This window comes from Nocardia tenerifensis NBRC 101015 (genome assembly GCF_000308715.1).
Lineage (GTDB): Bacteria > Actinomycetota > Actinomycetes > Mycobacteriales > Mycobacteriaceae > Nocardia > Nocardia tenerifensis.
The window spans coordinates 49,484-68,698 of the sequence record NZ_BAGH01000036.1; the positions used below are offsets into that span (position 1 = coordinate 49,484).

Consider the following 19,215-nt stretch of genomic DNA (forward strand, 5'->3'; position numbering starts at 1 on the left):
TCCATGACCAGGTGGGGCCAATTCTGCCGCTGATCTAGTGGCTGGGTTGTGGGCGACGTAGCATAGTACTAGACGGTAAGTTGTCCAGTTCATCGATCGGAATAGGTGCATGTCAAACCCTATAGAAACCGCATCGGCGGACGAGAGCGGTCGGCTTTCCGATGATTTCGTCCACCTGACACGACTGGCAATGGCTGGTCGCGAGCAGGATGTTGCAATGTTCGTCCGCCGGGTCGCCAGGCGGAACCGTCAGGCTATGCCAGACATGTCCGAGGCGCTCATCGGTGTGCTTCGGCAGAGTCCTACACGCGCGTCGCCGTTGCGTGGCGAGAGCAGCTCGCCGGTGCCGGTCGATGGAGACAGTCGTCTGCCGCTACTTACTATCGTTCATCAAGGAGCCGACGCTGAGCAGCCGATCCTTGCCGAGGAGGTGATGAGATCACTGCAGCAGATCGTTGACGAGCGCGGTGCCTCGGAACGCCTCGCCGCAGCAGATTTGTCGCCAGCACGCACAGTGCTGTTTGTCGGTCCACCTGGTGTCGGCAAAACTATGGCAGCCACTTGGATTGCGGCCAGATTGTCGTTGCCGCTGGTTATTTTGGATCTCGCCACCGTGATGAGCAGCCTGCTCGGTAAGACTGGGACGAACTTGCGGCACGCCATCGACTATGCGAAACAGCGACCCTGTGTGCTACTGCTCGACGAACTTGATGCAATCGCTAAGCGACGTGACGACGATCGAGATGTTGGTGAGCTGAAACGCTTGGTCACTGTACTGCTTCAGCAGATCGACGATTGGCCGGCCGGAGCAGGGCTAGTGATCGGTGCCACAAATCATGCTGAACTACTCGATCCTGCGGTGTGGCGGCGGTTCGATGTCAGTGTCGGCTTCCCTCTGCCCGGCCCAGACCAGCGTCGCGACGCTATACTTCGCTTCGCTGCAGAGCCTTTACCGGTCTCGGTCATCGAACTAGCCCTGACAGCGTCAAAAGGGCAGTCCTACAATGATATCGAGCGAGTAACGATGCAACTGCGACGGCGTTCGGTGCTCGATAATGTGCCGCTCGAAGACTTGATGCTCAAGCACTGGGGACAAGTTGTACAGGGTCTGCCACGTGCCGAACGGTTACAAGTGGCGACGACCTTGGCAGAAGCCGGTACTTTGTCGCAGCGTCAAATAAGCTCGATGACTGGAGTGTCGCGCGACACTATCCGTGGTTTTGCTCAGGAAAAATCAACCACAAGTCGTTAGGGGGAGTGGATGCCTGGACCGCGGTTCCTGATCGGATTCGGTGAGCGTCTAACAGAGCCCGTCGTTCCTGCCTCCAGTGGGAGCTCCACTCCCGCCCCATATACCGTCGAGCAGGCGCGTCAGCGGATTGGCAGCATGATGGCCCGGACGAGTGACGCCGCTGACGACCTACCCGACCTCGCATGCCCCGGTGATCTGACTGTCGCTGTCGCCACGCTGCACCCTGCCTATCTCTCTAAGAGCGGCCATCCGACGCAGCTGCTCGCGACAATGCAGATGACAGCTGTCGGAAGTAGGCCGTCGGTGGTTGTTCCATCTCAGCAGGCCCGGCGGCGCACAGATGAGGCGGGCGCCGAGTACATTGAGCGTTTCACTCCTACAGACCCTCGTGCCACCACTCAGTTGTTTCTATCCACTTCGCGGCGAAATCTGCGTGAGTTCGCCGAACATCTGACTTCGACTGATCGACTCACTTCGAATGAATACGATATCGTCAAGTTGGAAGAGTTCCGCCTCAATACGCCCGCCGACCGGCGTCGGCTCTCAGCTGCCGAGGAGGGTGAGACCGTCGCAGAGCTTGTTCTTCACCAGGACTCGGACCTCATCTTCAACGGGTTGATCGCCTATGCTCGCAGCCTCGATCTCGTCGTTGAGCTGGAGCGGCGCATTCAAAGCGGTGGTATGGCGTTTGTGCCAGTTAAAGGCACAAAGGAAGCGATTGGGGCTTTGGGAGGGTTCTCGTTCACCCGCGCGATCCGGTGGATGCCGAGAATGCGGGCGCAGCTGGACAGCGAGCCGCTCCGGGGGGTGTCCGCCCAAGCCTTCTCTCCAGTCCTACCTGACACCGAGCCGGTAAACAGTGACCTGCACGTAGCAGTGTTCGACGGTGGTATTCCGATAGGTTCGCCACTCGCGCGCTGGGTCGTCAACCACACATTCCCTGATAGTGGGCCACCGGATTCCGAGGATGTCGACCATGGCCATCAGGTGACGTCCGCCCTGCTGTTCGGTTCTATCGACAGTGCTCAGGCGGCACCAGTGCCCTATAGCTACGTCGACCACTATCAGGTTCTCGACCAAGACAGCGAATCCGATCCACTTGAACTCTATACAGTAATCGAACGAATTCGATCCATCCTTGGGCAACGCAAGTACGAGTTCGTGAACGTCAGCATTGGACCCGATCTGCCGATAGAAGACGATGAGATACATGCGTGGACGGCGTTCTGGGACGACCATTTGAGCGACGGAAACACATTGGCCACCATCGCCACCGGTAACAACGGACACCTTGATCGGCCGTCAGGAAATGCTCGTATCCAGGTGCCCGCAGATAGCGTTAATGCTGTCGGAGTCGGTGCCTGCGACCGCACCGGGACGAAATGGAACCGAGCAAACTATTCTGCGATCGGCCCAGGCCGCTCACCAGGCGTAGTCAAGCCGGACGTACTGGCTTTCGGCGGTTCTGAAACGGAGCCATTCATCGTGGTCGATTCCGCCGGGATCGCCGAACCGCTTAAAGGTACAAGCTTTGCCGCACCAGCCGCGCTTCGAGCTGCGTTAGGCGCGCGGACGCTCTTCGGAGACAAATTGGGGCCATTGGATCTGAAAGCGTTGCTCGTCCACACGGCTGAAGGGCATGGCAGTTCTCCTGCAACGGACATCGGCCACGGCAGAATCGCTTCGCGACTCGCAGACATGGTGATCTGCGGAAATGGTGAAGCGCGAGTGCTCTATCAAGGCGTGCTCACTCCCGCGAAGTATCTTCGTGCCCAGATTCCATTGCCCTCCAATCTGCCTGCTGGCAGTGTTCAGATCAAAGCCACCTTGGTCTATGCGACTGCGGTCGATCCTGCAGATCCTGGTAACTACACTCGGAGCGGCCTCGACGTGACGTTTCGCCCCCACTCGGGAAGATATAAGAACGCCAACCAAATTCACGCCGATCCTGCACAATTTTTCCGAGGTGGCGGCTACGAGACCGAGGCTGTGCTGCGCCGTGACGCCCACAAGTGGGATACAGTCATGCACAATAAAGTCAGCAAACGTGTAACAAGCCTGCAAAACCCGGTTTTCGATATCCACTACAACGCTAGGCAGTCTGGTCATGCAACCGGGACGGCACTGCCCATCCGGTACTCCATGGTGATTACAGTTACTCACACGAAGGTCAGCGACCTTTACGAGCAGATTCTCGGCGCCTACGCAACGCAACTCGAGGCGTTGACTCCGGCGGTCAACATCTCATTGGATGTTTGACGCAGCTGCTACGTGGTTCTGACGGCGGCCTAGCGAACATCGCAGTGGCGTAGTCGACTGGCAGCGAATACTTCTCGTTCCGATCTCGCGATATATGCAGCGCATCGTTGCGATGCTTACACCTAGGCGGTCATTGTATGGCAGAATTCCCGACCTCCATCTTCGTCGACCCGATCGCCGCGCATCGACTGACCTGCCAGAGCGTGTATCGGCTACAGAACCTTGGTGCCCGCAAGTTTCCATGGCAGGAAGAGACTCTCACCGAGATTCTGCTTGGCCATCTAACGGGCGTGAACTACCGGATAGATGCGCGTTGCCCGGAGTGCGAGCACGAGGGCTCTCATCGGTGCCGCATCTGGGACAGCGCCACGATGTCGGATTCCACAGGCGGCATCAGGCTTCTGACCAGGCCTCAGGAGGGTGGTAATCAAGCTCTCGGGCGCCGGGGTGTCGGCGCTGACTTCGTCTATAGCTTGCAAGACGAGGCTGCGGAGTGTGAGATTCGGATGCTTATACAGGCTAAGCGTGCACGCTGCGGTCAACCAATCAAAAGCGGCGCAGTTCCTGCACGTCAACGAGTCGACTTGCTCGAGGCGGCCGGGCATTACGGCGGCGCCCCCTACTACCTGTTCTATGCCGAATCCCAATCAGCACATGACGGACAGAATACGCGATGTCGTGTACACAGGAGCCCTCCGGACACGTCGATGATCCTCGTGCCCGCACAGGTGCTGACTCATGTCTTCGACGTGGACAAGGCCACTGCGGTGTCGGCTACAGAGCTGTTCGAACAGGGGCGAACACTTATGTGCATCGATGGGTGTGCCAAGACCGCCGCTTCGTTGAACGCTTTTGATCGTCTCTTGCGCTTCATTCGCGACGACAACCCGGATTATCAACCCGTCGACGCGGGTCGTCCTCTCCCGGAGGCGCCCGCTGTACAGATCCTTACCAAGGCGTCCAAACCGCCTGCCAAAAAGATGGTTCGACGTGTCACGCGTGGCGGTAGCCGACGGGTCGAGCATGGTGAAATCCTGTGGGTGTACCTCGGCGAATGGATACCTGAGATCGGAAGCGAGCGCACCGGTCACGGCTGGTACCCGCAAATTGATCCGAAATGTCTGAGCGACTCCGCTCGGATGTACTGGAAGCTGGATCTACATCGAGCGCAGACTGTGCGATATCTGGTCGCTTCGGCACAGGGGGAGATCCGCGCGTTGTACCGGGTGAAACCGGATTCACTTGTTGTGCATCATAATTATAATCATAAGGTATCTTTCGAACTTGAGGCCCTGGACCCTGACAACGGTATTTATAAGCAGGTCCGGCAGCGGACTGAAACATACTTAACGCAACGAAAACCTCGTGCGCGAAACGTTGTTGGCTATCCGTAGGGCGAAACGGGTGTGTTTATCGCTGTAGGAAGTTTCCGGGTGGAGGTCGGGTGGAGGTGCGGCCTGGTAGGTGTAGTCGGGTGCGAAACTGCGAAAATTCGTTGCCCTCGTTAAAAGTGGTGACACCGGACTGGTCCGGGTAGTGACGTCGGAGCGCACGTGTGGCACGTGGCTCTGACAAGGCAGGATGAGCACCCCTAAAAGTCTCCGGTCTGTGCTCGGCGGCACGCTGCTGCCGATTTCGTGATCAGCACAGTGTTCGGACGGTTTGACCTAGTAAGCGAAGGTCGTCTGTTCAACCTCGACAGGGGATCTGCTAGTTGTCGGCACCATGCATCGAGGCCGTGACGAACACCTTTCGCTGGCCCGTCGCGTTGCCCCACCGCCCTGTGCAGTCCACCGGCTCCTCTGGTCTCGGCCGCCTAGCGCGAACTCGCCTTCACCTGGAACAGTAGCGACCATGAATTACTCGCCGCCCCCATTGCAGCGAGCCGTCCGGTGACCGGCACGCCCGCAGCATATCCCACCTTCGCTTTGGTCCCCGACTCGGTGACCGACGCGGGTCGCTATGTGCAGCAGACAGCGCAAGCCCTGATAGATGGCCTGCGCCGCGGCTCGGTTGAGGTCGATGGTCTCATGTCGAGCCGGCACGGCACCGCGGCCACCGCCTATGCCGGCGCGTGGGACGAAACCCATCGTGCGGCGCTCGCGGTGTTCGAAGCGCTCGCCGACATGGCCGATCTCCTCGGCGTCGTGGTCGATCGCAATCAAGCCACCGATACGACCACAGCGACGACCGTCAGCTCGCTCGACCTTCCCTGAAAGCACTGGGGGACAACAGGGATGACTGATCAATACCGTGTCGACCTGGCACACCTGGACACCGTCACGGCTCAGCTCGAAAGTCTGAACGGGTTTGTCGAGGAGTTGCTACGTGAGTTGGAAGAACGCATCGCGGTCGTGCAGCGCGACTGGTCCGGCGCGGCGGCCGATGCGCACGCCGCCACTCACGCTCAATGGATCACGGCCGCGGCGATGATCCACGGCGAACTGGCGAAGGTGAAAACAGCAGCGGCCGCGGCGCTTTCGTCCTACGACGCAGGCACCGCCGCGAATCTTTCGATGCTCGGCCGGAGCGGGCAGTGACCGGCACGGTTCTCGACGTCGACACCAACGTCTACTACGACACCGCGGCCAAGCTTGCGGCTGGTGCGCAGGCCTGGTGGGCCGATGTCGACGCGCGCTGGCCCGAGCTGGCGAAAGCCAACCACATGGCGGGCAGCTACACCGACGCCATCGAATGGGCCAAAACCTACGACCGGCGCGCCGCCGAGATCCTCAAAATGGTGGAGAAGGTAGCGACCGCCGCGCACACCTACGCGATCGTGCTCAACGAGATGGGCTATCAGCGGGCCCTGAGCGAGCACGCCGCCACCATCGACGCCGGGCCCGCTCCGGTGAAACCACCGAACCCCATGTACCCGGTATTGGTGTGCCGGGTGCCGCTGCCCTCGGCCGGCGGCCCCGGCCAAGGTTTGGTGGACGAAGGACTCGGCCTGGTCGAGAAGATCGGCCTCACCGTTCCCGACGGCAATGCGACGATGATCAGCAATGCCGGCCTGGCCTGGGACGCGGCGAAGAACTCCGCGGGCGCGGCCGGATTCCCCGCGATTCTCGAGGCCGCCGCCGTCGCGTTCCAAGACGTGATCGCCCCCGAGGCCGAGTACATCGACGAGGATCTGCGCGCGCTGAGAGCTGGGAAATGCAAGGGAGGGCATAATGCCGAGAGAAGTAGGCGGGAAGATTTTTTATACCCGCGAAGAGGCCGAAGCGGCCGGAATGAAAATGCCGACCCCGGAGGAGGTCGCTCGCAACAGGGCGATTCTGGCCCAATTCGACGCCGACATTCGCGCGGCCGCACCGCCCCCGGAGGGGGTCATGCCAGCGGGGTTCGGCGGACGATTCTCCGATGACCTGGACGGTACCGAGTGGGAGGGCTGGACCTACCGCAAGGGGCAATGGTTCGACCAGCACGGGAATCTGGTGGAGGACGGGAAGGGGGCGGCCGACGCGTGACCATCACCGAGGAGCTATGCCCCGAAGCCGGCGGCGACGCACCGTACGTTGTGGCCCTTGACAGCGTCGCGCTCGGCTCGACCGCGTCGGGTGGGTAATGGCCGAGTACTACAAAGGAAGACGCATCTCGACTCGCGAAGAAGATGGTTTACCGCCGCTGACTGAGGAAGAGATCGCGGAAACGTTGGCAACGGTTGCCGAATTCAATGCGCGCCGGAATGCGGTCCCGCCCGAGAAGCGCATTCACCTGTCCAGCCGATTCGGTGACGACGACTTCAACGACGAGGATGTGCCGCGTAACCCGGACGGCTCACGTAAGGATCGCAACCCGACCCAGGAGGGTGACTAGTAACGGTGTGCACGCAGAAACGGCGAGGAGTCCCCGCGTGACCACCACCGACGAGCTACGCGAGGCCGAGAAGACCGACGCGCCGTACGTTGTCGCCCTTGACAGCGTCGCGCTCGGCTCGACCGCGTCGGGTGGGTAATGGCCGAGTACTACAAGGGGCGGCGGGTTTCGACACCTGAGGAAGAGGGTTTTGCGCCGCTCAGTCAAGAGGAGAAGGACGCTGTCGACGCGATGTTCGATGAGTTCAATGCGAAGCGTGCCGCGGGTCCGCCGGAGAAACGACTGCATCTGTCGAGTCGATTCGGGGACGACGATTTCAACAATGACGATGTGCCGCGGAATCCGGATGGCTCACGCAAGGATCGCAACCCGTCCTAAGAGAACGGTATGCACGCGGGGACGCAGGACGTTGCTCTGCGCGTCCCCGCGTGACCACCCTTGACGGCTCAGTCCGGGACGTTGGCTCCGTGGCCGAGGTCGCGGAGGGCCTGCTTGATTTTGGCTTGGGCCTCGTCCAACGACTCGGCACTCGGGTTGGGGTCGGCGCCGGAGATGTCGAAGTCGCCCATGGTGAAGGCGGGGAAGACGTGGACGTGCAGGTGGGGGACTTCTAGGCCGGCGATGAGGAGGCCGGCGCGGGGAGCGTCCCAAGCCGCGCGCACTGCTCGGCCGATCTTCTGGGCGGTGCCGGTGAGGCGGGCGAAGGTGTCGGGGTCGACGTCCTGCCACTGATCGATCTCCTTGCGGGGCACGACGAGGGTGTGCCCGGGGGTGACCGGTGCGATGGTGAGGAAACCGACGAATTCGTCGTCCTCCCAAACGAATCGACCTGGGATCTCACCGGCGATGATCTTGCTGAAGACGGAAGCCATGTTTCGCAGGCTACGCGCCGAGGGCTCCGGCGGCCGGTCGGTGTCGATGCTCGGCGAGGTGTTGCGGGAACCCGAAACTGTGTCTATCGTACGCATATTAGTTTCCAGCAGACACAATTAGGATCTCAGCATGATCGCGCTCGCCCTCGCCACCGCCGTCTCCGCCGCACCGGCGGCTTTGTTCGGGCATCGCCAACTACGGCGCCGCAAAGCCGCGGCCGAACTGCGGATCGACACCCCGAACGGCATCGACGAGTCCGGCTTCGTGCGAATCGGCGGCATCGAGCAGTGGATCGAGATCCGCGGCGAGGACACGGCCAACCCGGTCCTGCTCGACCTGCACGGCGGCCCGGGCGCGACGAACACCTATTTCGCGCATCGAACCAGGGCGTGGGAGCGTCACTTCACCGTCGTGCGCTGGGATATGCGCGGCGCGGGAAAGACTTTCGGCCGCGGCGAGCAGGGCACGGTCTGCTTCGATCAGTTGCTCGCCGACGCGGTGGAGGTCACCGGCTATGTGCGGGAGCGGCTGCGCACGAATGAGGTGATCCTCCTGGGCAACTCGTTCGGCTCGGTCTTCGGCCTGCGCCTGGCGCGCGAGCACCCCGAGCTGTACTCGGCCTATGTGGGCACCGACCAGAACGTCTGCGGCGGTGAGCCCGACGACATCGCGTTCCATGAGACGGTGCGCAGGCTGCGTTCGAGCGGCAAGGGCTCCGCCGCGGCGAAACTCGAGCGGATGGGCGCGGATCCGACAACCTGGACGGCCGCGGACTGGGGACTGAACGCCAAGCTGACGGCGAGTGCCGATCCGTTCGTCGCCACCATGTTCAAGAAATTGATCTTGCCCGCGATGTGGTTCTCCCCGCGGCACCGGCTGCGTGATCTGAAGGCGGGCGCGGACGGCATGAAGTTCTCCGAGCGCGTCGGGGTCGAGTCCGTGCATTTCGACGCGTGGCGTGACGGAACACGATTCGACTTGCCGTTCTTCATCTTTCAAGGCGAGCACGACAGCCTGACGCCCGCCCCGCGCGCCCGTCGCTACTTCGACGACGTCCAGGCGCCGCACAAGGAGTTCGCGCTGATCACCGACGCGACGCATTTCGCGTCGTTCTGGCAGCCGGAGCAGTTCCTCGAGCTGCTGCTCACCAAGGTGCGCCCGGTGGTCGTCGCGGCGCGGAAGGGGTAAGCGACGCAGGCGCTTTCGCGGTCACACCGCCGCGAAATGCGACAGGATGCCCTGGACCTCGTAGATGTCGACCTGGCGGTTGAACCGCTTCTGCAGCGGCTCGGGGTTTCCGGAGATCCAGATGCAGAGCTCGGCATCCAGGTCGAAGGTGCCCGCGGTCTCCACCGAGAAGTGGGTGATCGCCCGGTAGGGCACGCTGTGATAGCTGACCTTGCGGCCGGTCATGCCCTGTTTGTCGACCAGGATCAGGCGCCGGTTGGTGAACAGGATGGCGTCGCGCACCAGCAGGTACGCGGCGTAGATCTGTTCACCCTCGCCCATGAGTTTCGCGTATTCCTGTTGTGCCCGGCCGGGATCGATCCGCCCGGCGTTGCCCATCAGTCCGTCGATCAAACCCATCGTGTGCACATCCTTCGCGCGGTGTGGGTGGCGTGGCCCGGTCGCGGAATGCCAGGACCATCCCTTTCCATCATCCATGTCGCGAGACCGATATTCGATGGTCGTCTGCTGTTCACGAGTGACCGCAGGTCGTCGATGGGGCTTCACCTAAGCTGTCTGCCGTGCGCGTACTCGTCATCGGTTCCGGAGCCCGTGAACATGCCCTCGTCTCGGCGCTGCGCCGCGACCCCGCGGTGAGCGCGGTCGTCGCCGCTCCCGGCAACGCGGGCATCGCGCAGCACGCGCAGACCAGGCCGGTCGATCCGTGCTCGGCGGAGGCGGTGGTCGCGCTGGCCACCGACACGGCGGCCGATCTCGTGGTGATCGGGCCCGAGGTGCCGCTGGTGCTCGGCGTGGCCGACGCGGTGCGGGCGGCGGGATTCGCCTGCTTCGGACCGTCCGCCGCGGCCGCGCGGATCGAGGGTTCGAAGGCCTTCGCCAAGGACGTGATGGCGGCCGCCGGGGTGCGTACCGCGCACAGCGAGATCGTGGACAACCCGGCCGACCTCGACGCCGAGCTGGACCGCTTCGGGCCGACCTGGGTGGTGAAGGACGACGGACTCGCCGCGGGCAAGGGCGTGGTGGTCACCGCCGACCGTTCCGCGGCCCGCGACCACGGCGCCGAACTGCTGGAGCAGGGGCATCCGGTACTGCTGGAGTCATTCCTGGACGGGCCGGAGGTCTCGCTGTTCTGCCTCGTCGACGGCGAGACGGTGGTGCCGCTGCTGCCCGCGCAGGATCACAAGCGGGTGGGCGACGGGGACACCGGCCCGAACACCGGCGGCATGGGCGCCTACACGCCGCTGCCGTGGCTGCCTGAGGACGCGGTCACCGCGATCGTCGACGATGTGGTGAAACCCGTTGCGGCCGAACTGGTTCGCCGCGACAGCGGATTCTCCGGCCTGCTCTACGCCGGGCTCGCGATGGGCTCCGAGGGCCCGGCGGTCGTCGAATTCAACTGCCGCTTCGGCGATCCCGAGACCCAGGCCGTGCTCGCCCTGCTGGAGAGCCCGCTCGGCGAACTGCTCAACGCCACGGCCACCGGCACGCTCGCCGAGGTCGCCCCGCCGCGCTGGCGCGACGGCTCGGCCATCACCGTGGTGATCGCCGCCGAGAACTACCCCGGCCGCCCGCGCATCGGCGACGTCATCACCGGTGCGGGCGAGGGCTCGGGCGACGAGTCCGCCGCGGTGCTGCACGCCGGAACCGCGCTGCGCGAGGACGGCACCCTGGTGTCCGCGGGCGGGCGGGTGCTCAATGTGGTCGGTGTCGGCGCCGATCTCGCCGAGGCCCGGACGAACGCCTACGAGCGCATCGCCTCGATCAAGCTGCCGGGCAGCCACTACCGCACCGATATCGGGCTCGCCGCCGTTGAAAACCGCATCGAGATCCCGGCTCGTCAGGAACGCGACGCGGAGGCCGTGGCGGTCTCGTCGACGGCCGACGGTGACACGAGGAGCTGAGTCACTCACCGTGCTGGGCTGAGCTTCTCGACCGTCAGCCGAAGTTCAGGCCGTGTAAAGCCAGCCACTGCTGAGGGTCGATGTGCTGACCGTTGACGATCACCTCGAAGTGCAGGTGCGGCCCGGTGGAGTCGCCGCGGTTGCCCATGCGGGCGATCTGCATACCGGCCGGCACGCGTTCGCCGCGGGAGACGAAGAAGTCGTACATGTGGCCGTACACGGTGATGCTGCCGTCGTCGTGGCGGATGCGCACCCAGAGCCCGAAGCCCTCGGCGGGGCCCGCGTCGATGACGGTGCCGTTGGCGACGGCGTAGATCGGGGTGCCGATCGGGCCCGCGATGTCGATGCCGTTGTGGAAAGTGCCCCAGCGCGAACCGAATCCGGAGGTGAAGGTGCCGCGGGCGGGCATGACGAACTCGCCGATGCCGGGTAGGACCGTGCCGGGCGTGGTCGTCGCCGTGCCGCCCATCCACGGCTGCCACTCCCCGGCGGCCGCGGCGGCGGCCTCCGCCTTGGCGCGCTCGAGCGTGGCGCGTGCGGCCGCGGCGACCACGGCCTCTTCGCGCAGGCGTTCACCGTTGGCGATGGCGTTCAGGTAGCGGCGCACCGACGGCGGGGTCGACTGCACCTGCAATGGATAGGCGACCGCGACGCGTTGCGCGTGGTCCGGGTCCGGGGTCCGGTCGCTGATCGCGCCCGCGATGGAGGCGTCGCCCGCGGCGAAGACGGCGGTCACGGCCAGGCCGGCGAGCAGCACCCGATGCTTGCGCAGCAGCGCGAGCAATTCGTCGCGGTCGGGGCGCTTGTCCCACTTGGCGCGCAGCTCGGAGCGCCGCTGCCACAGTTCCCGCGGATCGGGGCGTCGTCGCAGCAGGTCCTGGACGCCGCGCCGATCGAGCGAGGCCCGCAGGCCGCGTGCCGGTCGGTCCCGCAGCCGGGCACGCCAGTCCGGCGGAATGACCCCGATGCCACCCACTCCGCGCACCCGGTCGAGTCCGGCTCGTCGAGCATTCTCGAGCATCAAGCCGACCATAACCCCGGCGGGAGGGGCGCGCACGGCAGGTGCGCACGGTGCGTCGAGGCGAAGTCTGCCGGGCGAGACGAAAGCCGACCGTCCGCGAGATGTCGCCGCGCGACACCGTCTACCGTCTGACGGGTGTCCAGAGAATCTCGCCGGTCGACCATTCCACCTTTCTACGTGATGGACGTCTGGAAAGCTGCCGCGCAACGGGCGCGGACGCACGGCGACGTGCTCGTGCTCGCCGCGGGACAGCCGTCGACGCCGGCGCCCGCGCCGGTGCTGCGCGCGACCATGGCGGCGATCGAGGCCGAATTGCTCGGCTACACAGAGACTTTCGGCATCCTGCCGCTGCGCGAGGCGATCGCCCGGCACCACACCGAGACCTACGGCTACGCCGTCGACCCGGACGACGTGGTGATCACGACCGGTTCGTCCGGCGCGTTCTCGCTGATCTTCCTGGCCGCCTTCGACCCCGGCGACACCGTGGTGGTCGCGCGCCCCGGCTACCCCGCCTACCGAAACACGCTCACCGCGCTCGGCTGTCGCGTGGTGGAGCTGGATTGCGGCGCGGAGACGAGATTCCAGCCGACGGTCGCCATGCTGGAGGCGCTGCCGCAACCGCCCGCGGGGCTGGTGGTCGCGAGCCCGGCCAACCCGACCGGCACCATGATCGCCCCGGCCGAACTCGCCGCGCTGGCCCGCTGGTGCGACGCCCACGGCACGCTGCTCATCTCCGACGAGATCTACCACGGCATCACCTACGGCAGCTCGGACACTGGAACCTCCTCGGCCTGGGAGACCTCCCGCGAATCGGTCGTCATCGGCTCGGTGTCCAAGTACTTCTCGATGACCGGCTGGCGGCTCGGCTGGATGCTGGCGCCGAGCGGATTGCGGCCCGCGCTGCAGCGGCTGGCCTCCAACCTCACCGTGTGCCCGCCCGCGATCTCGCAGTACGCCGCGCTGCACGCGTTCGGCGCCGAGGCCAAGGCCGAGCTCGACGGCCACGTGCGTCGTTACGCGACGAATCGGCGTTTGCTGCTCGACGGACTGCCGCGTCTCGGCATCACCGACCTGGCCCCCGCGGACGGGGCGTTCTATGCCTACGCCGACATCGGCCACCTCACCGACGACGCACGTAAGTGGTGCGCCGAGGTGCTCGACCACACCGGCGTCGCGCTCGCTCCCGGCATCGACTTCGACACCGTGCACGGGAACCGGACAGTTCGCTTCTCGTTCGCGGGCGCCACCGCGGACATCGAGGAGGCGCTGGTTCGTCTAGGGCACTATCTCGGTATTCGATAGTCGTGTACGACAACAACTTTCCGCAGTTCGGCACCGTGGCCGCGCGGATACGGTAAAACATCGATGGTTGCTTTTCCTCGCTGATTTCCCCTGGAAGAACTGATGACGACTGGCACGATGGCACGGTGATCACCGCGACGACCCCGAAAGGCGAACGGCGTCGCCAGGCTTTGGTAGCCGCCGCCGCCGAGTTGTTGCTCGAAGGCGGGTTCGAGGCGGTGCGGCACCGGTCGGTCGCGACCCGCGCGGACCTTCCGCTGGCGTCGACCACCTACTACTTCGAATCGCTGGAGGACCTGATCGCGCGCGCGGTCGAATTCAGCGGCAATGTGGAGCTCGACGCGATGCGCCGCCGGGTCGGCGAGGTGAGTCACCGCCGCCGCGGCGCGGAGGCGACCGTCGATCTGGTCCTCGATCTGCTGGTCGGGACCGACGGGCACTGGCACGACGACGGCGCGCGCGGGCAGTTGATCGCCCGCTACGAGCGATCGGTGGCGTCCGCGCGGCACCCCGAGCTCCGGGAAGTGCAGTTACGCCTGCGAGCTCAGCTCGACGAGTTGCTCGCCGACGTGCTGCGCCGCTCCGACCGCCTGGTCCGCCCGGAACAACTGCGCAGGCTGGTCGCGGTGGTCGACGGCGCGGTCGTCGCGGCCCTCACCGAGATGGAGCCGGAGCCGCGCCGCATGGCCCGCGGCGCGCTGCTCGAGGTCATCGACATCGTCGCACCGCCGACGCCCCAGCAGGTGGATCGGTTTCGCGCACTAGACTGACGAGACGTGAGCGAGCGCAGCGAGGGAACCATAGACACAGTGCCCAGGGGCACGACGGAGCCGAGCGTCAGCGAGGTGGAGTCGTGACCCTTGTCCCGAATGTTCTCGCCACTCGGTATGCCAGTCCTGAACTGGTTCGGCTGTGGTCGCCCGAGCACAAGATCGTGCTCGAGCGGCGACTCTGGCTGGAGGTGCTGCGGGCCCAGTCGGAGCTCGGCATCGATCTGCCCGACGGTGTGCTCGCCGACTACGAGCGGGTGATCGACCAGGTCGACCTGGCCTCGATCGCCGAGCGCGAGCGGGTCACCCGGCACGACGTCAAGGCGCGCATCGAGGAGTTCAACGCGCTGGCCGGGCACGAGCACGTGCACAAGGGCATGACCAGCCGCGACCTCACCGAAAACGTTGAGCAGCTGCAGATCCGGCTCTCCCTCGAGCACGTGCACGCGCACGGCGTCGCGATCGCGGCCCGGCTCACCGAGCGGGCCGCCGAGTACCAGACGCTGGTGATGGCGGGACGCTCGCACAATGTGGCCGCGCAGGCCACCACCCTCGGCAAGCGGTTCGCCTCGGCCGCCGACGAGTTGTTGATCGCGCTGACCCGGCTGCGTGAGCTGATCGACCGTTACCCGCTGCGCGGCATCAAGGGCCCGATGGGTACCGCGCAGGACATGCTCGACCTGCTCGGCGGCGACCCGGCCAAGCTGTCGAAACTGGAGCAGCAGGTCGCCCGGCATCTGGGCTTCGCGACCGTGCTCACCAGCGTCGGCCAGGTCTATCCGCGCTCGCTCGATCACGACGTGCTCTCCGCGCTGGTCCAGGTGGGCGCCGGTCCGTCGTCATTCGCCCACACCATCCGGCTGATGGCCGGAAACGAGCTGGTCACCGAGGGCTTCCAGCCCGGTCAGGTGGGCAGCTCGGCCATGCCGCACAAGATGAACACCCGCTCCTGCGAGCGGGTCAACGGCCTGCAGGTGGTGCTGCGCGGCTACGCCTCGATGGCCGCCGAACTGGCCGGCGCGCAGTGGAACGAGGGCGACGTGTTCTGCTCGGTGGTCCGCCGGGTCGCGCTGCCCGACGCGTTCTTCGCCATCGACGGCATGATGGAGACCTTCCTCACCGTGCTCGCGGAGTTCGGCGCCTACCCCGCCGTCATCGCCCGCGAACTGGACCGTTACCTGCCGTTCCTCGCCACCACCCGCATTCTCATGGCCGCCGTCCGCGCCGGCGTCGGCCGCGAGACCGCCCACGAGGTCATCAAGGAACACGCCGTCGCCGTCGCCCTCGCGATGCGCGAACAGGGCCGCGAACCCGACCTGCTCGACCGGCTCGCCGCCGACCCCCGCCTTCCGCTCGACCGTCCGGCCCTCGACGCCGCCCTCGCCGACAAGTCCGCCTTCGTCGGCGCGGCCGAAGCCCAGGTCTCCGATGTCGTAGCCGCCGTCCAGAAACTGGTGGACCAGAACCCCACCGCCGCCAACTACACCCCGTCACCAATCCTGTAGGGGCTGCGGCGATCTCGCCGCGAAGTGCACAGCAGGTGTCATAGCCCAGCGGTATCGTCCCGGGGTGCCCATTCACGCGTTCGTGGACGAGTCGATTCGCCGCGACCGATATCTGCTGTGTGCCGCGCTCATTCCGCCCGAGCGGCTGACGCACGCGCGATCGCTCGTCCGTGGTCTCTGCCTGCCCGGCCAACGGCGCTGGCACTTTGCCAAGGAGCCGGACGGTCGGCGGCGGTTGATCCTCGCCGCCATGGCGCGATGCGACGGCGTTCGTGTGGCGATGTTCGTCGGGCGAGGGGCCGAGGTTCGCGTTCGCGACGAGTGCATGGCCCGCTTGGTGACATACCTGATCGATGCGCGGGCGGGCCGGCTGGTGGTCGAGTCGCGGGAGAGCCAGGACCAGCGTGACCGCCACTGTATCGCTGGGGTGCTGCGCAAAGCATCGGCGGAGCTTCCGTACGTCCACATGCCGCCGCACTGTGAGCCGTGCCTGTGGTGGCCGGACGCGGTCGCCTGGGCGTTCGGTGCCGGTGGGGCATGGAAGGCGATGGTCGCGCCGCTGGTGCGGGATGTCTACGACGTAGCGGAACTGCCCTGAACAGCGCGAAACCCGACTGCTCACCGTCCGGAGAGGAGCCGGGTCCACTTCTCCCAGCTAGTGCCGGGAGCTGGCTCAAGGGTACTGCATTCGGTGTTCGGTGGCTATGTCTTTGCGGTGCTGCGTTGTCTTGCCGACGCGGCGGGCCCGGATGCTGGTCGTCCGGCCAGGACCCGGGCCCACTTCTCCCCGCTAGTGCCGGGAGCTGTGGTCAGTATGGCGGTGCGGCGCGCGGGTGGGTAGCGATTTTGTCGCAGAGCGGAGTGGCTGGGCGCGTTAGGGTTTCGGGGTGAATCCGTACACGATTTTCGGGGACATCATTGCCGGGCGGGCGGAGGCCAGCCGGGTGTATGAGGACGATGATGTGCTGGCGTTCATGGACATTCGGCCCATGACGCCGGGGCATCTGCTGGTGGTGCCGAAGGTGGCGGCGCGGAGTCTCGCGGAGTTGGATCCGGTGGTCGGGGGGAAGCTGTTTCAGGTAGGGCAGCGGTTGGCTGCGGCGTTGCGGGCGAGTGAGGTGGGGTGCGACGGGGTGAATTTCTTTCTCGCCGACGGGGTGACGGCGGGGCAGGAGGTGTTTCATGTGCACCTGCACGTGATTCCGCGGACGCCGGGGGACGGGTTCGGGTTGCGGGGGCGGCCGACCAGTCCGCGGCGAGCCGATCTGGACTACCTCGCCGGATCGATCCGGGGCGCGCTGGGCGATTGAGCCTTGGGGCCCGGCGAGGAAAGCATCGAGCCGAGGGCCTCAACTCCGACCGCGCCCCGCGTTCAGCACGACGATCGCGATCTGCACCCGGTTCTCGGCGTCGAGCTTGGTGAGCAACCTGCTGGTGTAGGACTTCACGGTGGCGATGCTCAGGTGCATCTCCTTGGCGATATCGGAGTTGGACAGGCCGCGGCCGATGGCCTCGGCGACATCGCGTTCGCGCTCGGTCAAGGAGGCGAGGGCGCTGCGGGCCCGTTCGCGCGCCGCGTCGTCCTCGCTCGGACGCGCGGTGGCCACCGAGATGAGTTGCGCGGTGACGCTCGGCGACAGCATCGGCCGACCCGCCGCCACCTGTTTGACCGCGGCGACGATGTCGGCGGGCGGAGTGTCCTTGAGCAGGAATCCGTGCGCCCCGATCCGCAACGCGCGCAACACCATATCGTCGGCGTCGAACGTGGTGAGCACGAGAACGCGGGGCGGGTCGGCCCGGCTCAGCAGTTCGCGGGTGGCGTCGAGCCCGTCGCGCACCGGCATGCGAATGTCCATCAGCACGATGTCGGGCGACTGCTCGGCGATCACCGCGAGCGCCTGCTCACCGTCGGCCGCCTCGCCGACCAGCTCCAGCTCCGGGTCGCCGCCGAGGATCAGCGTGAGCGCCGAACGCGCCAACGGCTCGTCGTCGACGACGACCACGCGGATGCGTGCGCTCACCGGTCGCTCTTCGCGGTTGCCGCGGGCCACGGCAGCACGGCCCGCAGCCGATAGCCGCCGACCGGGTCGGGGCCGTAAGTCAATGTGCCGCCGACCAATTCGGCTCGTTCGGCCAGGCCGAGCAGGCCGTAGCCCGACGACGGCAGGGCCAGGCCCGGCTGCCGCGGCGCGGAGTTGCCGACGTCGACGATCAAGTCCTGCCCCGGCCCGCCGTCGATGCGCACGCGAACCGCCGCGCCGGGAGAGTGCTTGCGCGCGTTGGTGAGTCCCTCCTGGGCGATGCGGTACGCGGTGCGCGCGCTGGTCGCCGGCAGGTCTGCGGTGGTCGTGTCGGTGATCGACACGTCCATCCCCGTCGAGCGTGCCTCGTCGACGAGCCGGGCGAGGTCGGCGAGCGTCGGCTGCGGCGGTTCCGGAGCGTCGGTCAGCGCGTCGTCGCCGGCGCGCAGCACGCCGAGCACCTCGCGCAGTTCCTGGAGCGCGAGATGGGCGTTCTCGGCGATGGTCTTCGCCGTCGCGGTGGTCTGCTCCCTGGACAGATCGGTGCGGAAACCGAGGGCGCCGGCGTGCATGGCGACCACCGAGATCCGGTGCGCCAGCACGTCGTGCATCTCCCGCGCGATGCGGTTGCGTTCCAGCAGGCGCGCCTCGGCGGCTCTGGCGTGCTGCTCCCGCTCGGCGGTCTCGGCGCGAGAGCGTAAAGACCACACCAGATCTCGTCGCGCCCCGACCGCGAAGCCGATGGCGACGATGGCGGCGATGCAGGCCGTGAGCACCGACGGCCCGTACCAGGCCGGTTGCAGGCCGGGCTGCTTCGGGTAGAGCAGGCTGTCGGTGAGCAGACCGGTGCCGATGCTGACGATGGCGAGCGAGATCGTCTCGGGGTAGCGCCGCCGGGTGGCCAGCGAGCACAGCACCAGGGCCGCCGAGCCGTTGGCGCTGACCGACGCGGTGGACGCCACCGTCACGATCGCCGCGATGGCCACCGGGTACCGGCGCCGCAGCAGCGTGAGCAGCAGGCAGACCACCCCGAGCAGGGGATCACCGAGGGTGAACCAGGTCAGCAGCGCACCGTCGAGCGGCGCCATCTCCGCCCTGGTGCTCGACCACGCCACCAGGCCGATGCCGATGACCGCGGCCACGCGCCAGGCGTGCGACCACAGGCCCAGCGGCGGCGCCGACGACGGGGGTGCGGTGGACATGAGGCGACTGTAGGCAACGCCCGCGCGCGCCCGCATCGGCCTGCGGGGCGAATTCGGATCGACCAAAGGATGAAGCGGCTCTCGACCGATGGCCGATGCGCG

At 65.9% G+C, this 19,215-nt stretch carries 21 protein-coding genes; 16 read left to right on the forward strand and 5 right to left on the reverse strand.

The features are described from left to right. The first annotated feature begins 109 nt into the window (after nucleotides 1-109). The 9 genes from ON39_RS46915 (at nucleotide 110) to ON39_RS03315 (ending at nucleotide 7,708) form a co-directional block, all read left to right on the forward strand. Nucleotides 110-1,252 carry an AAA family ATPase gene (locus tag ON39_RS46915; RefSeq protein WP_083894213.1) on the forward strand — a complete coding sequence of 381 codons (1,143 nt, stop codon included), beginning with the start codon at nucleotides 110-112 and terminating at the stop codon, nucleotides 1,250-1,252. 135 nt (nucleotides 1,253-1,387) lie between these two features. After that, entirely contained in the window at nucleotides 1,388-3,511 is a 2,124-nt protein-coding gene (locus ON39_RS46700) for a S8 family peptidase (protein WP_157195398.1), read from the forward strand. Between the two features lie 137 nt (nucleotides 3,512-3,648). Further along, nucleotides 3,649-4,905: a DUF6615 family protein gene (locus ON39_RS48390; protein WP_146251082.1), complete on the forward strand. Its 1,257-nt coding sequence runs from the start codon at nucleotides 3,649-3,651 to the stop codon at nucleotides 4,903-4,905. 498 nt (nucleotides 4,906-5,403) lie between these two features. Beyond that, entirely contained in the window at nucleotides 5,404-5,727 is a 324-nt protein-coding gene (locus ON39_RS03295; RefSeq protein ID WP_157195399.1) for a WXG100 family type VII secretion target, read from the forward strand. A 21-nt stretch (nucleotides 5,728-5,748) separates the two neighbouring features. Then, nucleotides 5,749-6,051, forward strand: a complete 303-nt coding sequence (locus ON39_RS03300; RefSeq protein WP_040730694.1) for a WXG100 family type VII secretion target — start codon at nucleotides 5,749-5,751, stop codon at nucleotides 6,049-6,051. After that, complete coding sequence (locus ON39_RS45585; protein WP_051186253.1) at nucleotides 6,048-6,878, forward strand: hypothetical protein; 831 nt, start codon at nucleotides 6,048-6,050, stop codon at nucleotides 6,876-6,878. The genes ON39_RS03300 and ON39_RS45585 overlap by 4 nt, the downstream gene beginning before the upstream one ends. After that, complete coding sequence (locus ON39_RS48395) at nucleotides 6,844-6,981, forward strand: hypothetical protein (protein ID WP_157195400.1); 138 nt, start codon at nucleotides 6,844-6,846, stop codon at nucleotides 6,979-6,981. The genes ON39_RS45585 and ON39_RS48395 overlap by 35 nt, the downstream gene beginning before the upstream one ends. A 97-nt stretch (nucleotides 6,982-7,078) precedes the next feature. Continuing rightward, complete coding sequence (locus tag ON39_RS03310) at nucleotides 7,079-7,330, forward strand: hypothetical protein (protein ID WP_040730697.1); 252 nt, start codon at nucleotides 7,079-7,081, stop codon at nucleotides 7,328-7,330. Nucleotides 7,331-7,468: 138 nt separating this feature from the next. Then, nucleotides 7,469-7,708: a hypothetical protein gene (locus ON39_RS03315; protein WP_040730700.1), complete on the forward strand. Its 240-nt coding sequence runs from the start codon at nucleotides 7,469-7,471 to the stop codon at nucleotides 7,706-7,708. Between the two features lie 68 nt (nucleotides 7,709-7,776). Here ON39_RS03315 and ON39_RS03320 read toward each other — a convergent pair whose 3' ends face one another. After that, nucleotides 7,777-8,202, reverse strand: a complete 426-nt coding sequence (locus ON39_RS03320; protein WP_040730703.1) for an HIT family protein — start codon at nucleotides 8,200-8,202, stop codon at nucleotides 7,777-7,779. Between the two features lie 130 nt (nucleotides 8,203-8,332). On the opposite strand from ON39_RS03320, the gene ON39_RS03325 reads away from it, so the two are divergent. Further along, nucleotides 8,333-9,391, forward strand: a complete 1,059-nt coding sequence (locus tag ON39_RS03325; RefSeq protein WP_040730706.1) for an alpha/beta fold hydrolase — start codon at nucleotides 8,333-8,335, stop codon at nucleotides 9,389-9,391. A gap of 21 nt (nucleotides 9,392-9,412) precedes the next feature. Here the strand turns inward: ON39_RS03325 and ON39_RS03330 are convergent, their stop codons facing one another. Then, nucleotides 9,413-9,790, reverse strand: a complete 378-nt coding sequence (locus tag ON39_RS03330; protein ID WP_040730814.1) for a PH domain-containing protein — start codon at nucleotides 9,788-9,790, stop codon at nucleotides 9,413-9,415. A gap of 161 nt (nucleotides 9,791-9,951) precedes the next feature. Here ON39_RS03330 and purD point away from each other — a divergent pair, with 161 nt between their 5' ends. Continuing rightward, nucleotides 9,952-11,292, forward strand: a complete 1,341-nt coding sequence (gene purD, locus ON39_RS03335) for a phosphoribosylamine--glycine ligase (protein ID WP_246002859.1) — start codon at nucleotides 9,952-9,954, stop codon at nucleotides 11,290-11,292. Nucleotides 11,293-11,326: 34 nt separating this feature from the next. Here purD and ON39_RS03340 read toward each other — a convergent pair whose 3' ends face one another. Continuing rightward, the gene (locus ON39_RS03340; RefSeq protein WP_040730820.1) at nucleotides 11,327-12,313 is read right to left on the reverse strand and encodes a M23 family metallopeptidase; all 987 of its coding nucleotides are present in this window, start codon (nucleotides 12,311-12,313) and stop codon (nucleotides 11,327-11,329) included. 135 nt (nucleotides 12,314-12,448) lie between these two features. On the opposite strand from ON39_RS03340, the gene ON39_RS03345 reads away from it, so the two are divergent. The 5 genes from ON39_RS03345 (at nucleotide 12,449) to ON39_RS03365 (ending at nucleotide 17,200) form a co-directional block, all read left to right on the forward strand. Beyond that, a complete protein-coding gene (locus ON39_RS03345; RefSeq protein ID WP_040730709.1) occupies nucleotides 12,449-13,615 on the forward strand; it encodes a pyridoxal phosphate-dependent aminotransferase in 1,167 nt (388 codons plus the stop codon). Between the two features lie 125 nt (nucleotides 13,616-13,740). Continuing rightward, a complete protein-coding gene (locus ON39_RS03350; RefSeq protein ID WP_040730712.1) occupies nucleotides 13,741-14,385 on the forward strand; it encodes a TetR/AcrR family transcriptional regulator in 645 nt (214 codons plus the stop codon). A gap of 83 nt (nucleotides 14,386-14,468) precedes the next feature. Further along, the gene (gene purB / locus ON39_RS03355; protein ID WP_040730714.1) at nucleotides 14,469-15,890 is read left to right on the forward strand and encodes an adenylosuccinate lyase; all 1,422 of its coding nucleotides are present in this window, start codon (nucleotides 14,469-14,471) and stop codon (nucleotides 15,888-15,890) included. Between the two features lie 64 nt (nucleotides 15,891-15,954). After that, a complete protein-coding gene (locus ON39_RS03360; RefSeq protein ID WP_040730717.1) occupies nucleotides 15,955-16,488 on the forward strand; it encodes a hypothetical protein in 534 nt (177 codons plus the stop codon). A 289-nt stretch (nucleotides 16,489-16,777) separates the two neighbouring features. Next, nucleotides 16,778-17,200: an HIT family protein gene (locus ON39_RS03365; protein ID WP_040730720.1), complete on the forward strand. Its 423-nt coding sequence runs from the start codon at nucleotides 16,778-16,780 to the stop codon at nucleotides 17,198-17,200. A 39-nt stretch (nucleotides 17,201-17,239) separates the two neighbouring features. On the opposite strand, the gene ON39_RS03370 is transcribed toward ON39_RS03365, so the two are convergent. Beyond that, nucleotides 17,240-17,911, reverse strand: a complete 672-nt coding sequence (locus tag ON39_RS03370; protein ID WP_040730823.1) for a response regulator — start codon at nucleotides 17,909-17,911, stop codon at nucleotides 17,240-17,242. Continuing rightward, entirely contained in the window at nucleotides 17,908-19,113 is a 1,206-nt protein-coding gene (locus ON39_RS03375; protein WP_040730825.1) for a sensor histidine kinase, read from the reverse strand. Before ON39_RS03375 ends, ON39_RS03370 begins: the two co-directional genes overlap by 4 nt. Nucleotides 19,114-19,215 lie beyond the last annotated feature (102 nt).

Bases quoted from the DNA above. Each gene is read 5' to 3' on its own strand.
- ON39_RS03330 (WP_040730814.1), bottom strand. From the start codon at position 9,790: ATGGGTTTGATCGACGGACTGATGGGCAACGCCGGGCGGATCGATCCC.
- ON39_RS03315 (WP_040730700.1), top strand. From the start codon at position 7,469: ATGGCCGAGTACTACAAGGGGCGGCGGGTTTCGACACCTGAGGAAGAG.
- ON39_RS03320 (WP_040730703.1), bottom strand. From the start codon at position 8,202: ATGGCTTCCGTCTTCAGCAAGATCATCGCCGGTGAGATCCCAGGTCGA.
- ON39_RS48390 (WP_146251082.1), top strand. From the start codon at position 3,649: ATGGCAGAATTCCCGACCTCCATCTTCGTCGACCCGATCGCCGCGCAT.
- ON39_RS48395 (WP_157195400.1), top strand. From the start codon at position 6,844: ATGCCAGCGGGGTTCGGCGGACGATTCTCCGATGACCTGGACGGTACC.
- ON39_RS03325 (WP_040730706.1), top strand. From the start codon at position 8,333: ATGATCGCGCTCGCCCTCGCCACCGCCGTCTCCGCCGCACCGGCGGCT.
- ON39_RS03310 (WP_040730697.1), top strand. From the start codon at position 7,079: ATGGCCGAGTACTACAAAGGAAGACGCATCTCGACTCGCGAAGAAGAT.
- ON39_RS03300 (WP_040730694.1), top strand. From the start codon at position 5,749: ATGACTGATCAATACCGTGTCGACCTGGCACACCTGGACACCGTCACG.
- ON39_RS46915 (WP_083894213.1), top strand. From the start codon at position 110: ATGTCAAACCCTATAGAAACCGCATCGGCGGACGAGAGCGGTCGGCTT.
- ON39_RS03375 (WP_040730825.1), bottom strand. From the start codon at position 19,113: ATGTCCACCGCACCCCCGTCGTCGGCGCCGCCGCTGGGCCTGTGGTCG.
- ON39_RS46700 (WP_157195398.1), top strand. From the start codon at position 1,388: ATGATGGCCCGGACGAGTGACGCCGCTGACGACCTACCCGACCTCGCA.
- ON39_RS03340 (WP_040730820.1), bottom strand. From the start codon at position 12,313: ATGCTCGAGAATGCTCGACGAGCCGGACTCGACCGGGTGCGCGGAGTG.